Annotated in this window: 11 protein-coding genes; 8 read left to right on the top strand and 3 right to left on the bottom strand. The window is 74.7% G+C overall.

The features are described from left to right. Positions 1-135 precede the first annotated feature (135 nt). Complete coding sequence (locus QBL21_RS23785; protein WP_407566534.1) at positions 136-1,533, top strand: lytic transglycosylase domain-containing protein; 1,398 nt, start codon at positions 136-138, stop codon at positions 1,531-1,533. Positions 1,534-1,615: 82 nt separating this feature from the next. Here QBL21_RS23785 and QBL21_RS23780 read toward each other — a convergent pair whose 3' ends face one another. Both QBL21_RS23780 and QBL21_RS23775 read right to left on the bottom strand, forming a co-directional pair. Next, positions 1,616-4,330, bottom strand: a complete 2,715-nt coding sequence (locus QBL21_RS23780) for an ATP-dependent RNA helicase (RefSeq protein WP_407564248.1) — start codon at positions 4,328-4,330, stop codon at positions 1,616-1,618. Between the two features lie 64 nt (positions 4,331-4,394). Continuing rightward, positions 4,395-5,336 (bottom strand): class I SAM-dependent methyltransferase, encoded by a 942-nt coding sequence (locus QBL21_RS23775; RefSeq protein WP_407564247.1) that lies wholly within the window; start codon positions 5,334-5,336, stop codon positions 4,395-4,397. 339 nt (positions 5,337-5,675) lie between these two features. Here QBL21_RS23775 and rpsA point away from each other — a divergent pair, with 339 nt between their 5' ends. The 4 genes from rpsA (at position 5,676) to QBL21_RS23755 (ending at position 11,773) form a co-directional block, all read left to right on the top strand. Continuing rightward, positions 5,676-7,169, top strand: a complete 1,494-nt coding sequence (gene rpsA / locus QBL21_RS23770) for a 30S ribosomal protein S1 (RefSeq protein WP_407564246.1) — start codon at positions 5,676-5,678, stop codon at positions 7,167-7,169. A gap of 174 nt (positions 7,170-7,343) precedes the next feature. Then, positions 7,344-8,552: a sensor histidine kinase gene (locus QBL21_RS23765; RefSeq protein ID WP_407564245.1), complete on the top strand. Its 1,209-nt coding sequence runs from the start codon at positions 7,344-7,346 to the stop codon at positions 8,550-8,552. Continuing rightward, complete coding sequence (locus QBL21_RS23760) at positions 8,549-9,217, top strand: response regulator (protein WP_407564244.1); 669 nt, start codon at positions 8,549-8,551, stop codon at positions 9,215-9,217. The genes QBL21_RS23765 and QBL21_RS23760 overlap by 4 nt, the downstream gene beginning before the upstream one ends. Positions 9,218-9,535: 318 nt before the next feature. Continuing rightward, positions 9,536-11,773 (top strand): MMPL family transporter, encoded by a 2,238-nt coding sequence (locus tag QBL21_RS23755; protein WP_407564243.1) that lies wholly within the window; start codon positions 9,536-9,538, stop codon positions 11,771-11,773. A gap of 76 nt (positions 11,774-11,849) precedes the next feature. Here QBL21_RS23755 and QBL21_RS23750 read toward each other — a convergent pair whose 3' ends face one another. Further along, a complete protein-coding gene (locus QBL21_RS23750; protein WP_407564242.1) occupies positions 11,850-13,088 on the bottom strand; it encodes an ABC transporter substrate-binding protein in 1,239 nt (412 codons plus the stop codon). Positions 13,089-13,385: 297 nt separating this feature from the next. Here QBL21_RS23750 and QBL21_RS23745 point away from each other — a divergent pair, with 297 nt between their 5' ends. From QBL21_RS23745 to QBL21_RS23735, 3 genes are all read left to right on the top strand, one after another. Further along, positions 13,386-14,312 carry a PAC2 family protein gene (locus tag QBL21_RS23745; protein ID WP_407564241.1) on the top strand — a complete coding sequence of 309 codons (927 nt, stop codon included), beginning with the start codon at positions 13,386-13,388 and terminating at the stop codon, positions 14,310-14,312. 40 nt (positions 14,313-14,352) lie between these two features. Continuing rightward, positions 14,353-14,973, top strand: a complete 621-nt coding sequence (coaE, locus tag QBL21_RS23740) for a dephospho-CoA kinase (protein WP_407564240.1) — start codon at positions 14,353-14,355, stop codon at positions 14,971-14,973. Between the two features lie 129 nt (positions 14,974-15,102). Then, entirely contained in the window at positions 15,103-15,468 is a 366-nt protein-coding gene (locus tag QBL21_RS23735) for a tetratricopeptide repeat protein (RefSeq protein WP_027771297.1), read from the top strand. The last annotated feature ends 97 nt before the right edge of the window (positions 15,469-15,565 follow it).

Here is a 15,565-nt window from a genome sequence, read left to right as displayed (position 1 = left end):
GCGGGGCCGGACGCCCCCGGGAAGAGCGCCCCCGACCAGGCGCCGGGGGGCGGGGAGGACTCGATCACGGGTGGCTCCCCCTACTACACGGACCTGCCGCCGCTGGAGAGTGCCAACCCCTCGCCCGGTGACGAGTTGGAGGACGAAGCCGCGGAGTCCGGTATTCCGGCGACGGTCCTCGACGCCTACAAGCAGGCCGAGAGCCGGCTCGCCCGCAGCAACCCCGGGTGCAACCTGGAGTGGGAGCTGCTGGCGGCCATCGGCCGGGTGGAGTCCGGGCACGCCCGCGGCGGTGACGTGAAGGCGAACGGCACGACCAACAGCCCCATCCTCGGCCCCGTGCTGAACGGCAACGGCTTCGCCAACATCACGGACACCGACGGCGGCGAGTACGACGGGGACACCACCCACGACCGCGCCGTCGGTCCCATGCAGTTCATACCCTCGACGTGGGCCACCTGGGGCAGCGACGGCAACGACGACGGGGCGCGGGATCCGGACAACGTCTACGACGCGGCGCTGTCCGCCGGGCGGTATCTGTGCGCGGGCGGGCGCGACCTGTCCTCGCAGGCTGATCTGGAAGCCGCCATCCTCGGGTACAACCAGTCGCAGTCGTATCTTCGCACCGTCCTGACCTGGTACGACTTCTACAAGGAGGGCGGCGCCGACGCGGTGCCCGACGGCACCGGTGCCGACCCGGGCGACCGCAGCGACGGCATCAACACGCCCACCCCGTCGCCGGACCCGTCGGAGAGCGACAAGCCGGGCAAGGGCGGCGACGACGGCAAGGGCCCCGGCAGCGGCGACAACAGCCCCGACCCGGGCCCCTCCCCCAGCGACCCGCCCGGCGGCGACGACGACCCCGAGGAGCCGGCTCCGACCGTCGCGGATCTGCGCGTGGCGAGCCCGCAGTCCTCGACCGCGTACACCGGCGCGGACTTCGCCGAGCGCTCCAAGGTGCGGGCCGTGACCTCGCGCGGTGCCGGCGTCTCCGGCAAGACGGTCACGTTCAGCATCCGCGGCCAGACGGGCGCCGTCTTCGCCGGCGGCGGGAAGACCGCGTCGGTCACCACCAACGGCTCCGGCTATGCGACGGCGCCGGTGGTCAGGGCGGGCCAGCTCGCCGGGGACTTCACGATCCGCGCCAGCTCGGGCAGCGGTGTGAGTCCGGTGGACTTCGCCGCCGAGGTGGAGGCGTCGTACGGTCTGGCCCGTGTCGGTGACGCGGCGCTGACGGCGGCGGCGGGCGGCGAGTTCGGTGCCGTCGAGGCCAAGGTGACGTACCGGGGCGGTCCGGGCGCGGAGGCGCCGGTGACGGCGACGATGGTCACGGAGGCGGGCGAGCAGAACGACAAGGGCCCGTACTTCGCGGATGCGGAGGGCAACCCCGTCCGCAAGCTGAACCTGACGGCGGACGGCGACGGCATCGTGAAGCTGCCGACGATCCACGCGGGCGACGAGGCGGGGAAGTACCTGCTGCTGCTGACCACGAGCGAGGGTGTGACGCTGACGCTGGAGCTGACCGTCGAGTAGGGGTCTGTACCCGCCGCGGTCAGAGGCCAGAGGTCAGGGGCCAGGGGTCGGCGGTCGGCCGTCGGCGGCCGTCCGCCGGTCGTCAGCGGCCCGTGTTCGTGCGGCGCGTGGTGTGCCGGGTGGGCCTGGCGGCGGCCGGGTCCTCGGGCCAGGGGTGCTTCGGGTAGCGCCCGCGCAGTTCGGCGCGGACCGCGGGGTAGCCCTGCCGCCAGAAGGACTCCAGGTCCGCGGTGACGGCGGCGGGGCGGCCGGCGGGCGACAGCAGGTGCACCAGGAGCGGTACGCGGCCGTCGGCGATCCGTGGCGTGCGGTCGAGTCCGAAGAGTTCCTGGAGCTTGACGGCGAGCACGGGCTGCTGCGGGTCGTCGTAGTCGACGCGGATACGGGAGCCGCTGGGCACCTCGATGCGTTCCGGGGCGAGTTCGTCGAGCCGGGCGGCCTCGCCGCGGGCCCAGGGGAGGAGCCCCTGGAGTACGCGGCCGGCGTCGATGCGGCGCGGGTCGCCGTCCAGCCAGTCGTCGGCGCGGGCGAGGAGGGCGTCGTCGGAGACGTCGGGCCAGGGTTCGCCGAGTGCGCGGTGCAGGAACGCCAGCCGGCGCCGTAGCGCGCGGGCGTTGTCGGACCAGCGCAGCAGGGAGGTGCCCTCGCGGCGCAGCCCGTCGAGGCGGGCGGCGCGGAGCCGGGCGGGGTCGGGGCGGGGGAGCGGGCGCGCGCGGAGTTCGACGGCGCCGAGGCGGGTGACGCGGCGGGCGACGACCTCGCGGCGCTCGGCGGACCAGGTGACCTCGTCCTCGGTGCCGAGCAGCGTCTCGGCGGCGCGTAGCGCGGTGTCCTCGCCGATGGGGGCGCCGAGCCGCAGCCGGGCGCCGGCGGCGCCCACGGGGCGGTCGGCGACGGCGACGGCCAGCCAGGGCTGGCCGCGCAGCGCGGATTCCGCGCCGGTTTCGACGCGGGTTCCGGATGCCATGAGGTACGACCCTTCGCCACGTCCCCGCGCGACGCGCTCCGGGAAGGCGAGTGCGGCGACGAGCCCGGCGACGGCGTCGTCCCCGAGCGCGCCGCGTCCCGCCGCGCCGCTGCCCACCGCGCTGCCCTCCGCGCCGCCGACCTCCCGGGCCGGGGAGCGGGGCGCGCCGTCGCCTCCGGCCCCGCCGCCTCCTCCGCGCCCGGCCCCGTCGCGTCCCGCCGCGGTGCCGCCGGCCGCCTCGCCGCCCGGCGCCTCGCCGTCGCGCTGCCCGCCCCGCGGTTCCGGCCGCTCCGGTGCCGTACCGAGGGCGCGCCGCAGGCGCTGCGCCTCGCGGCGCCAGCGGGAGGCGTAGGCGTCGCCGCCGCGGCGGGCGCGGCGCCAGGCGGCGGCGAGGTCGTCGCCGTAGGCGCGCGGCGGCTCCTCGCTGAGCAGCGCCACCGCCTCCGCCGCCGCCCGCGGGCCCGCTTCGGCGGCGGCGTCGAGCAGGGCGCGGCCGAGGCGGGGGTGCAGGCCGAGGCCGGCGAGGCGGGTGCCGCGGGGTGTCGGCCGGCCGGCGGTGCCGACGGCACCGACCGCCCGCAGCACGTCGCGGGCCGCGGCCATCGCGCCCGGCGGCGGGGCGTCGAGCAGGGCGAGGCCGGTGGCGTCGGGGTCGCCCCAGCAGGCGGCCTGGAGGGCGAAGCCGGCCAGGTCGGCGACCGCGATCTCCGGTGAGGGGTAGCGCGGCAGCCGCCCGTCCTCGGCCTCCGGCCAGCAGCGCAGCGCCAGCCCGGGGCCTTCGCGCCCGGCGCGGCCCAGCCGCTGCGTGGCGGTGGCGGCGGAGACCCGTACGGTCGTGAGCGCCCCGAGGCCGCGGGCGTGGTCCATGCGCGGCTCGCGCGCGAGACCGCCGTCGACGACGATCCGTACGCCCGGCACCGTGAGGCTGGACTCCGCCACCGCGGTCGAGAGGATCACGCGCCGCTCGCCGGGGGCGCCGCCGCGCAGCACGGCGTTCTGCACCTCGGCCGGCGCCTGCCCGTGCAGTTGCAGCACCTCGGCGTCCACGCCGGCCAGCAGCCCGGCGACCCGGGCGATCTCGCCGACGCCCGGCAGGAAGCACAGCACGTCGCCGTCGGGCCTGCGCAGCCCTTCGCGTACGACGTCGGCGATGTGGGCCAGCAGCGCGGGGTCGACGCGGGTGCCGTGTGCGGGGCGTACGCCGGCGGGCGGGGGGCGGTAGCCGATGGCCACGGCGTGCATCGTGCCCTCGCCGCGTACGACGGGGGCGGGGGCGGTGTCGTCGGGCGCGGTGAGGAGGCGCGCCCAGGCGTCGGTGTCGGAGGTGGCGGAGGCGGCGACGAGCCGCAGGTCGGGGCGGAGGGTGGCGCGTACGTCGACGAGGAAGGCGAGTGCGGTGTCGGCGTCGAGGTGCCGTTCGTGGCACTCGTCGAGCAGTACGGCGTCCACACCGGTCAACTCGGGGTCGCGCTGGAGGCGTTGGAGGAGGACGCCGGTGGTGACGACCTCGACCCGGGTGCGCGGCCCGGCGCGGCGCTCGCCGCGGACGGTGAACCCGACCCGCTCGCCGGTCTCTTCGCCGAGCAGCCACGCCATGCGGCGTGCGGCGGCCCGCGCCGCCATGCGGCGGGGCTCGGCGACGAGCACCCGGCGGGCCGGGGCGCCGGTGCCGGGGACGAGCCCGGCGAGGGCCAGCGGCACGAGGGTGGTCTTGCCGGTGCCGGGCGGCGCCCCGAGCACGGCGGCGCCGGGGCCGTCGAGGGCCGCGCGCAGGGCGGGCAGCGCGTGGCGTACGGGCAGGGCGTCGAGTGCGTCGGAGCGGAGGGCCACGGACGCCAGTGTGCTACGGCCCGTACCCCCGCCGGCCGCAGGGCCCTCGGGCCGCCGCGCGGACTCAGGCCGCTTCGCAGACGAAGATCGCCGTGCCGGGGATCAGGTGCCCCCGCAGCGGCGACCAGCCGCCCCACTCCTGGTCGTGCCACTCCGGCCACTCCGGCTCGACCAGGTCCAGCAGCCGGAAGCCGCCCGCGACCACGTCGCGGACCCGGTCGCCCAGCGTCCGGTGGTGCTCGACGTACACCGCGCGCCCTTCGTCGTCCTGCTCGACGTAGGGCGTGCGGTCGAAGTACGACGCGGCGACCGACAGCCCCTCCGGCCCGGGTTCGTCCGGGAAGGCCCAGCGCACGGGGTGGGTGACGGAGAAGACCCAGCGCCCGCCGGGCCGCAGCACCCGCCTGACCTCGCGCATCACCGCGACCGGGCTCGCGACGAAGGGCACGGCGCCGTACGCGGAGCAGGCCAGGTCGAACGCCTCGTCGCGGAACGGCAGCGCGGCGGCGTCGGCCTGGAGCAGCGGAAACGGCGCGTCCCCCTCGGCTCCTTCGCTGCCCTCGCTCCCCTCGGCCCCCGAGTTCCCTTCGGCCCCCGAGTTCCCCTCGGTCGTCTCGGCCGCTTCGAGTGCCAGGCGGCGCGCGTGCTGCAACTGGCGGTGCGAGAGGTCCAGCGCTACGGGCCGCGCCCCCTGCTCCGCGAGCCAGCGCGAGCACTGCGCCGCGCCGGCGCCCACCTCCAGCACCGCGCGCCCCGTCAGCGAACCGGCCGGACCGAGCAGCCGCGCCTCGGCCTCGTCCAGCCCTTCCGGGCCCCAGACGAAGCGGGCGCCGTCGGCGCCGCCGAGGAAGCCGCCGTGCTCGCGCTGGTAGTCGTCGGCGTTGCGGTCCCACCAGCCGCGGCTTGCTTGCCGGGTTTCCCGCGCGGGGACCGGCCGTCGGGTAGCCTCTGCCGGAACATCCGCGTCAGCGGCACCGCCGGGCTCGTCTTCGTACGCGTGGACCATCGGCGGGACCGTCGCCGTCTCTTCCTGCCGTGCGCGAGAGTGACGGGGCGCCACTACTGCCGGGTATGGGGCGGCATGCCCCACGTGCACTCTTCGCGCATTGACCATGCCCGGCTGCCCCCGTATGCTACAAGTTGCGCTGCGGGCCTGCGTGCCTCGGACGGAGCAGGCCGCGCTCGCATCTGTTGTATGTCCCCTCGGTTCACGAGGCGCTGCCGGACTTCCAGCGTGGAGTCGGGAAAGCGCCTCTTAGGCTGTCCGGCTTCGGCGGTGCGATCACAGGGCTCTCGGCGTGGAGTGACGACGACTCAACTTGCCCGTACCGGAGCCCAATCCCACATGACGAGCAGCACCGAGAACACTGCGACCGCCACTGTGCAGGTCGCGGTCAACGACATCGGTTCCGAGGAAGCCTTCCTCGCCGCGATCGACGAGACGATCAAGTACTTCAACGACGGCGACATCGTCGACGGCGTCATCGTGAAGGTCGACCGGGACGAGGTCCTGCTCGACATCGGCTATAAGACCGAGGGTGTCATCCCATCGCGGGAACTCTCGATCAAGCACGACGTCGACCCGAACGAGGTCGTCGCCGTCGGCGACGAGATCGAGGCCCTTGTCCTTCAGAAGGAGGACAAGGAAGGCCGGCTGATCCTCTCGAAGAAGCGTGCGCAGTACGAGCGCGCGTGGGGCACCATCGAGAAGATCAAGGAAGAGGACGGCATCGTCACCGGTACCGTCATCGAGGTGGTCAAGGGCGGTCTCATCCTCGACATCGGCCTGCGGGGCTTCCTTCCCGCATCGCTGGTCGAGATGCGCCGCGTGCGTGACCTCCAGCCCTACGTCGGCAAGGAGCTCGAAGCCAAGATCATCGAGCTGGACAAGAACCGGAACAACGTGGTTCTGTCCCGCCGTGCCTGGCTCGAGCAGACCCAGTCGGAGGTCCGCCAGACCTTCCTCACCACCCTTCAGAAGGGCCAGGTGCGATCGGGTGTGGTCTCCTCGATCGTCAACTTCGGCGCCTTCGTGGACCTGGGCGGTGTGGACGGCCTGGTGCACGTGTCCGAGCTGTCCTGGAAGCACATCGACCACCCCTCCGAGGTGGTCGAGGTCGGCCAGGAGGTCACGGTCGAGGTCCTGGACGTCGACATGGACCGCGAGCGCGTCTCGCTGTCCCTGAAGGCGACCCAGGAAGACCCGTGGCAGCAGTTCGCGCGCACGCACCAGATCGGTCAGGTCGTGCCCGGCAAGGTCACGAAGCTGGTGCCGTTCGGTGCGTTCGTCCGGGTGGACGAGGGCATCGAGGGTCTGGTCCACATCTCCGAGCTGGCCGAGCGCCACGTGGAGATCCCGGAGCAGGTCGTCCAGGTCGGCGACGAGATCTTCGTCAAGGTCATCGACATCGACCTGGAGCGTCGTCGCATCAGCCTCTCGCTGAAGCAGGCGAACGAGACCTTCGGTCCGGACCCGATGGCCGTCGACTTCGACCCGACGCTCTACGGCATGGCCGCGTCGTACGACGACCAGGGCAACTACATCTACCCCGAGGGCTTCGACCCGGAGACCAACGAGTGGCTCGACGGGTACGAGAAGCAGCGCGAGGAGTGGGAGGGCCAGTACGCCGAGGCCCACACCCGCTTCGAGCAGCACCAGGCGCAGGTCGTCAAGTCCCGCGAGGCCGACGCCCAGGCGGCGGCCGAGTCGGGCGACTCGGCGCCGGCGCCGTCCGGCGGCGGTTCGTACTCCTCCGAGGGTGCCGACGACTCCGGCGCGCTGGCCTCGGACGAGGCGCTGGCGGCGCTGCGCGAGAAGCTGGCCGGTGGCCAGAGCTGACCGTGTAGCGGGCAGCAAGCAGTACGTCTGACGGAAGCCCGTCGTCCCCTCCGGGGGGCGGCGGGTTTCCGCTTTCCGCTTCCCGTACGGCCGCTGTGCTGCCGTACCGGCGGGGCTTGCGGGCCGCGGGCCGGCCGCTCCTGGGCGGGGCCTCCGGGCACGTACGCTGGGGCCATGCCCCTGCCCGTACGTCAGCTCCGTCTGCCCCAGGGCCGTGCGGCGGACACCGCCCTCGCGGCCGGGACGGGCGCGCTGGTGGCGCTGGGCACGTTGCAGGCGTTCGTCGGGCACCGCAGGGAGTCGTGGGCGACGACGGCGCTGGGCTGGGCGCTGATCGCGCTCGCGTGCGGGGCGCTGTACTTCGCCCGCCGCCATCCCGTCGCCGTGGGCGCGTTCATCATTCCGGTCGTCGGCGTCTACTACGTGAGCAGCGCGTACGACGGGCCGCTGTTCCTCGTACTGGTCATCGCGCTGTACGGGGTGGCCGCCGCGGGGCGGCTGCGTGCGGCGGCGGCGCTGGGCGCGCTCGTCGTCGTCGGCACCACCGCCGGGACGATGTCGGGCAACGACGACGTCAACGGCGTCGCGCTGTTCATGCTGACCGGCTGGATCGTCGGCGTGGTGGCGCTGGGCGCGATGTGGCACGGGCGGCGGGCGCACGTCGAGGGCGAGGCGCGGCGGCGGGCGACCGAGGAACGGCTGCGTATCGCACGCGAGTTGCACGACGTCATCGGGCACAACATCTCGCTCATCAACGTCCAGTCCGGCGCGGCCCTGCACCGGCTGAAGAAGAGCGGTGCCACCGACCCGGCCGCCGCCGACGCCCTGGCCACCATCAAGGAGACCAGCCGCGAGACGCTGCGCGAGCTGCGCACCACCCTGGGTGTGCTGCGGCAGGTCGACGAGGAGGTGCCCACGGCGCCCGCCCCCGGGCTGGCGCGCCTGGGCGAGCTGACCGAGCGGGCGGCGGACACGGCGGGGCTGCGGGTGGAGACGGTGGTGGCGGGCGCGGAGCGGGCGCTGCCGGCGGAGCTGGACCTGACCGCGTACCGCGTCGTACAGGAGTCGCTGACGAACGTCGCGCGGCATGCGCGGGGGGCCACGTCCGTGACCGTACGGCTGGACTACGGTGAGCGTGAGCTGCGGCTGGAGGTCGAGGACGACGGGACCGGCGCAGACGCCCGCGCGGTATCCGGGTCCGGGTCCGGGACCGGAACCGGGGCCGGGATCGGTGCGGTCGGCGGCAGCGGCAGCGGCATCGGCGGCATGCGGGAGCGGGCGCGGGCGGTCGGCGGGGAGCTGGCCGCGGGGCCGCGGCCGGGCGGCGCCGGTTTCGTCGTCACGGTCCGGCTGCCCTACGGAACGGAGCACGCCCAGGCATGATCAGGATTCTGCTCGCGGACGACCAGAAGCTGGTGCGGGCCGGCTTCCGTTCGATGCTGGAGGCCGAGGACGACCTCGACGTGGTCGGGGAGGCGAGCGACGGTGACGAGGCGGTGGCCGCGTGCCGCGAACTGCGCCCCGACGTCGTACTGATGGACATTCGGATGCCGGGCACCGACGGTCTGGAGGCTGCCCGGCGGATCGCCGCGGACGAGCGGCTGGCGGACGTCCGGGTCGTCATCCTGACGACCTTCGACCTCGACGACTACGTGTACGGGGCGCTGCGCGCCGGGGCCGCCGGCTTCCTGGTCAAGGACACCGAGCCGGAGGAGCTGATCCATGCGGTGCGGGTGGCGGCGCGCGGCGACGCGCTGATCAGCCCGTCGGTGACGCGGCGGCTGATCGCCGAGTTCGCCGGCCGGGTGAAGGCGCCGGAGCCGAGCCCGCGGCTGAACGCGCTGACGGAGCGGGAGGCCGAGGTGATGCAACTGGTGGCGGCGGGGCTGACGAACGACGAGATCGCGGCGCGGCTGGTGCTGAGCCCGGCGACGGCGAAGACGCACGTGAGCCGGATCATGACGAAGCTGGCGGTGCGGGACCGGGCGCAGTTGGTGGTGCTGGCGTACGAGTCGGGGATGGTCCGGCCGGGGTGGCTGGCGCCCTGACGGGGGGCGGGCGCGGGCCGGCGGTGTGCGGGCGCGCCCCGATGTCGGTGGGGCGACCTACCCTTGGGCGGGAGTGCGGGGGAGTGCGGGGGAGTGCCGGTGGATGGTGCGGTGTGGGCTTGGCGACGGGATCGAAGGGGTGGGGACGAGGGGGTTCCGTAGGGGATTGCCCGTGGGCCCCTAGGGGATCGGGCCCGGTTCCGGGTGCGGTCGCAACCCGGGTAGTACGGGGCGGGCCGAGGGCGCAACCAGCGGGGTACGGGCGGTGTCCGCGTCCGGCCGACGTGCCCGCCGCAGGCGGCCCGGCACGCTGGCGTCATGTCCGCACATCCGACGGCTCCGCCGCCCACCGCCCCCGACGTACGCCCCGGGCTCTTCGCCCGGCTCGCCGACTGGTCCCGCCGGCGTCGCAGAGTCGCGATCCTGCTCTGGATCGTCGTACTCCTCGGCGTCACCGCCGCCTCCCAGGCCGCCGGCGGCAACTGGCGCAACGACTTCTCCCTCCCCGGCACCGACTCCCAGGCCGCCACCGACCTGCTGGAGCGGCACGGCTCCGCACAGGCGGGCGACAGCGTGGAGATCGTCTTCAAGGACGAGCGGGGGATGCGCGCCGCGGGCACCGAGCAGGACGTCGAGCGCATGCTGGAGCAGGTGCGGGGGCTGCCGAGCGTCGTGGACGTGCGCAGCCCGTACGCCGACGGCGGGGCGGCGGTCTCCGAGAAGGGCGACGTCGCGTACGCCACCGTCACCCTGGACGACAAGGCGGAGCTGGTAGAGAAGGCGGACGTCGAGAAGATCATCGACACCGCGCAGGAGGCCGGGAGCGACGCGCTCCAGGTCGAGCTGGGCGGCGAGGCCGTGCGCGGCGCCGAGGAGGCGGGCGGCGGGGCCGCCGAGGGTGCGGGCATGCTCGCCGCGCTGGTGATCCTCGTGCTGCTCTTCGGCTCGCTGGTCGCCGCCGCCGTCCCGCTGGTCACCGCCCTGTTCGCGGTCGGCACCGCCGTCGGCCTGATCACCCTGGCCGGGCACGTCTTCACCGTCGCCGACTTCACCCCGCCGATCATGATGCTCGTCGGCCTGGGCGTGGGTGTCGACTACGCGCTGCTGATCTTCTACCGGTACCGCCACGAGCTGATCCGCGGCGCCGACCGGGACAGCGCCGCGCGTATCGCGCTCGACGCCGCCGGGCGCACGGTCTTCTTCGCCGGCTGCACCGTCATCATCGCCCTCCTCGGCCTGGTCGCCCTCGGCCTCGGCTCGCTCCAGGGCGTGGCGCTCGCGGTGGCGCTGACCGTCCTGGTCACCATGGCCGCCTCGCTGGTGCTGCTGCCCGCGCTGCTCGCCGTCCTCGGCCGGCGCATCCAGCGGCACGTACTCAAGCACGCCGAGAAGGCGGCGGCCAAGGGCAGGACCGAGGGCGGCCGCTGGCGCGCCCTCGCCACCGCCGTGCAGCGCCGCCCGCTGCCCGCGCTGGTCGCCGCCCTGGTCGCGCTGCTGGCCCTGTCGGCGCCCGCGCTCGGCATGCGCCTCGGCTTCGCCGACGCCGGGAACGACGCCCCCTCCACCACCAGCAGGCAGGCGTACGACCTGCTCGCGGAGGGCTTCGGGCCCGGCTTCAACGGCCCGCTCGTCGTCGTCGCGCAGGGCGGCGGCGCGGCCGGTGCCGCCGAGGCGGGGGAGCAGGCCCAGGCCCGGATCGCGCAGGCCGACGGCGTCGCCGCGACGACCCCGCCGATGCCGTCCGAGGACGGCGAGGTCGCCACCGTCATCGTCTTCCCCGAGTCGGCGCCGCAGGACGCCGCGACCGCGGACCTCGTGCACGACCTGCGCGACGACGTGCTGCCGCCGCTGACGGCGGAGACCGGCGCGGAGTACCTGGTCGGCGGCGCCACCGCGGGCACCCAGGACTTCTCCGACACCGTCGCGGACCGGATGCCGCTGTTCGTCGCCCTCGTCGTCGGCCTGTCGACCCTGCTGCTGATGGTGGTCTTCCGCTCGCTGTGGATCCCCCTGAAGGCGGCCGTGCTGAACCTGCTGTCCATCGGGGCCGCGCTCGGCGTCATCACGCTGGTGTTCCAGGAGGGCTGGTTCGGCGTGCAGCCCGGCCCCATCGAGGCGTTCATCCCCGTGATGATCTTCGCGATCGTCTTCGGGCTCTCCATGGACTACGAGGTCTTCCTCGTCTCCCGGATGCACGAGGAGTGGGAGCGTACGAAGAACGCCGCGCACGCGGTGCGCGAGGGCCTGGCCGTCACCGGGCAGGTGATCACGGCGGCGGCGCTGATCATGATCGTGGTGTTCGCGGCCTTCATCCTGAGCCCGAGCCGCATGCTCCAGCAGTTCGGCCTGGGCCTTGCGGTGGCGATCCTGCTGGACGCCCTGGTGATCCGCTGCCTGATCGTGCCCGCGGTGATGCAGTTGCTCGGCCGGCACGCCTGGTGGCTGCCCGGGCCGCTGGCCAGGAGGCTGCCGAAGGTGGCGCTGGAGCGCCCCGAAGGGGCCGAGGGGTACGAGGCCGGGGAGCGGTCCGAACAGCGGGGGGCCGGGGTCCGGTAGGAACCGGGGAGCGCCGCGTGTGCGGAGGGTCCGCCCGTACGGCCATGGCCACGGTCGCGGCGGTACGGGCGGGCCCTCAGCGGTGCTTCTCCGCCTCCTGCCGCCACCGGCCGCCCTCCCGGCGGTCGAGCCACACCACCGGGTGCGCCTCGGCCTCCGACAACTGCGTCCACCAGCCGCCCAGCGTCCCGCGCACCGGCACCGTCGGCAGCGCCTCGGCGAGCGCGGCGCGGGCCAGGTCCGGCTCGTTGCTGTTGCGGTCCTCCGCCGAGACGGTGTCCCAGGCGGAGAGCATGGCGCGGGCGGCGTCGTAGGTCTCGACGGCGTACGGGCGGGTGGCCAGGTCGTCGCCGAGGGCCCGGCGGACGGCGGCGCGGCGGTCGGCTTCGGGGTCGAGGCGGACGTCGTAGTGGCCGCGGACGGTCAGCCAGCCGTCCGGCACGGAGAGGTCCGCGTCGTCCGCGGCGTTGCGGCCGGTGCACGTCGGCGCGGTCGGGTCCCACATCGCCTTCACGCCGGCGAACCCGCTGTCCTCCACCTCCTCCAGCCACTCCGCCATGTTCCGCGCGCCGCCCTCCAGGAACACCGCGTCCGGCCGGAACCGGCCGATGCCGTCGGCGAGCGGCCCCCCGTCGTCGGCGCGCACCTCGACGCCGTCCGCGCGCAGCCGGTCGACCAGCGCCCGGGTGGGCTCGGCGGCGGTGTCGCCGCGGACGTAGACCTTGCGGACCCCGGGGGCGGCGGCGAGGTGGCGGGCCATGACGACGCCCATGTCGGCGGTGGAGGCGGAGGGACGCAGCTCGTTGGTGTCGGCGTAGCGCGGCTCGGGGCCGAGGCCGGCGCCGTCGTGGCGGCAGGCGCGTACGACCGGGAGGCGGAAGGACGTGAGGCCGCTCTCCGGCAGCCTGAGTGCGGGGTCGCCGCCGACGACGCCCGTCAGGCCCGGCTCCATCTCCAGCCAGCGCGCTATCAGCCGGCCGTTCGCGGGCTCGGTGGACTCCTTGTGGGCGGTGAGGTCCGAGACGCCCAGCGGCGGCGTCGCCACCCCGCCGTTGCCCCCGCCGGCGCCGCTGCCGTGGTCGGTGAGCGCCCGGGACACGCTGCGGGTCAGGACGGTGTCCCGCCCGCCGCCCGGATCGGCGTCCCCGAGCGCGCCGATGCGGTACACGCCGGTGAAGGCGGCGGCCGTGGTGGCGTCGGGCGACGGCGACCCGGGCGGTCTCAGCCCGGTGCCGCCGGGCCATGCGGAAACGACGATGCTCGCGATCACAATGATGCTGGCACCGATGGCGGCGAGCGTGAGAGAGCGCGACACACGTCGCCGCCCCTCTCGGCGGGGCCGTAGCGGCTCCCGCAACTCGCCGCGCCCGCCCGGGACTTCTGCTCCCGGCCCCTCCTCAGGCACGACGACCCCCTCCTTCCGCGGAGAAGGACGCAATCCTATGCGGCGAGGTTCCGTCGCCGCGCGGGATGATCCAGCCGGTGCCGCGGGGGCCGGGCAGCGGCCCTGACCTGCCGTACGGGCGGGGCGCGGCGGGCGCTCGGGCACCGGGCGCGTAATTCCGTCCGCGTGACCGGGAATCACCGCGGGCACGCGGGGTGTTACACACCCATGAGCATGTACGAATGGGACCCCAGCGGGCTCGCGGCCGTCGCCGCGGTGCTGGAGCACGACTCGGCGGGGCTGACCCTGCTCTACCACCTCGAGGGCTTCATCGACGCCGGCGAGACCGGCGCCCAGATCACCGAGCGGCTGCTCGACGACCTTCCGCACGAGATCGTCGCCCGCTTCGACCACGACCGGCTCGTGGACTACCGGGCGCGCCGGCCCCTCATGACGTTCCGCCGCGACCACTGGGCGGCGTACGAGGTCCCCAAGCTCGAACTCCACCTCGTGCGCGACGCGACCGCCAGCCCGTTCCTGCTGCTGTCGGGACCGGAGCCCGACGTGGAGTGGGAGCGCTTCGCGGATGCCGTCCGCGAGATCGTCGAGCGGCTGAACGTGCGCCTGGCCGTCAACTTCCACGGCGTCCCCATGGGCGTCCCGCACACCCGCCCGGTGGGCCTCACCCCGCACGGCAACCGCATCGACCTGGTGCCGGGCCACCGCAGCGTCTTCGACGAGGCCCAGGTTCCCGGCAGCGCCGACGCGCTGCTGGAGTACCGGCTCGGCGAGGCCGGGCACGACGTCCTCGGCGTCGCCGCCCACGTGCCGCACTACCTGGCCCGCACCCCGTACCCCGACGCGGCGCTGACCGTGCTGGAGTCGATCACCTCGGCGACGGGCCTGGTCCTGCCCGGCGTGGCCCACGCGCTGCGCTCCGAGGCGCTGAAGGTGCAGAACGAGATCGAGCGCCAGGTCGACGAGGGCGACGAGGAGCTGGTGGGCATGGTCCGCGGGCTTGAGCACCAGTACGACGCGCTGGCCGGCGGCGAGGACCGGGAGAACCTGATGGCCGAGCCCGCCGAGCTGCCCTCGGCGGACGAGCTGGGCAACGCCTTCGAGCAGTTCCTCGCGGAGCGCGAGGAGGGCGACTGACGCGGGCCCCGCGGCGCCGGCCGCGGCCTAGGCTGGGCTCATGCTGACGGTGGGACTGACCGGCGGGATCGGCGCCGGCAAGAGTGCGGTGTCGCGGCTGCTGGCCTCGTACGGAGCGGTGATCGTCGACTCCGACAAGATCGCCCGCGAGGAGGTGGAGCCCGGCACGCCGGGGCTGGCCGCCGTCGTCGCGGAGTTCGGCGCGGAGGTGCTGGCCGAGGACGGCAGCCTGGACCGGGCGAAGCTCGGCGGCATCGTCTTCGCCGACGCCGACCGGCGCCAGGCCCTGAACGCCATCGTCCACCCGCTGGTCCGCGACCGCTCCGCCGCGCTTCAGGAGGCGGCGGGCCCGGACGCGATCGTCGTGAACGACGTGCCGCTGCTGGCCGAGAACGGCCTCGCCGGGCTGTACGACGTGGTCGTGGTCGTCGACGCCGCGCCCGCCACCCAGCTCGACCGGCTGGTGCGGCTGCGCGGCATGGCGGAGGACGAGGCGCGTGCCCGGATGGCGGCGCAGGCCACGCGCGAGCAGCGGCTCGCGATCGCGGACATCGTCGTCGACAACGACGGGACGCAGGCGGAACTGGCGGAGCGGGTACGGAAGGTCTGGGAGGAACTGGTGGCACGCAAGGGGGTCACGGGGCGGGACAGCGGGGCATGATCCCCTCGTGGAACAGCGTTTGCTGATCCGGTGCCGGGAGGCGGTCGCCTCCTGACGGGGGAGCGCGGGAAGAACGAAAGACGGAAGAACGGAAAGCGAAAGACGCAGAAGACGAGGAAGGAGTCCCCCGTGGCCGAGCGCAGCCCGGAGACCGACGTCGTCGACTACCGGGCGGCCGAGCAGTTGCTCGCCGCCCGCGATCCGCGCGGCGCGGTCCAACTGCTCGACCCGCTGGTCGAGGCCCATCCCGAGAAGGTCTCGCCGCGGCTGCTGCGCGCCCGCGCCTACTTCATGAGCGCCCGCCTCCGCGCGGCCGAGGCCGACTTCCGCACGGTCATCGACCGGGAGCCCGACAACGCCTACGCGCATTTCGCGCTGGCCCGCACGCTGGAGCGGGCGGGGGGCGACCCGGACGAGGTGCGGCGGCACTTCCGGCTGGCTGCGGCGCTGGATCCGCGGCCGGACTTCGTGGACGCGGCGGGCTTCGAGGAGTAGTCGGCCACGCCGGGTGCCGGGTGCCGGGTGCCGGGTGCCGGGTGCCGGGCGGCCTGCGGCGGCTCTTGCGGGGCGCTGTCGCCGGGGTGGTGTGGCG

This window comes from Streptomyces sp. 184 (genome assembly GCF_045781775.1).
Lineage (GTDB): Bacteria > Actinomycetota > Actinomycetes > Streptomycetales > Streptomycetaceae > Streptomyces.
The sequence above is the reverse complement of the archived record's forward strand: the minus strand, read 5'-3'. Positions and strand labels throughout refer to the sequence as shown.

Excerpts from the sequence above, each read along its gene's own strand:
- QBL21_RS23775 (WP_407564247.1), bottom strand. The coding sequence starts at position 5,336 with ATGGTCCACGCGTACGAAGACGAGCCCGGCGGTGCCGCTGACGCGGAT.
- rpsA (WP_407564246.1), top strand. The coding sequence starts at position 5,676 with ATGACGAGCAGCACCGAGAACACTGCGACCGCCACTGTGCAGGTCGCG.
- QBL21_RS23765 (WP_407564245.1), top strand. The coding sequence starts at position 7,344 with ATGCCCCTGCCCGTACGTCAGCTCCGTCTGCCCCAGGGCCGTGCGGCG.
- QBL21_RS23760 (WP_407564244.1), top strand. The coding sequence starts at position 8,549 with ATGATCAGGATTCTGCTCGCGGACGACCAGAAGCTGGTGCGGGCCGGC.
- QBL21_RS23755 (WP_407564243.1), top strand. The coding sequence starts at position 9,536 with ATGTCCGCACATCCGACGGCTCCGCCGCCCACCGCCCCCGACGTACGC.
- QBL21_RS23745 (WP_407564241.1), top strand. The coding sequence starts at position 13,386 with ATGAGCATGTACGAATGGGACCCCAGCGGGCTCGCGGCCGTCGCCGCG.
- coaE (WP_407564240.1), top strand. The coding sequence starts at position 14,353 with ATGCTGACGGTGGGACTGACCGGCGGGATCGGCGCCGGCAAGAGTGCG.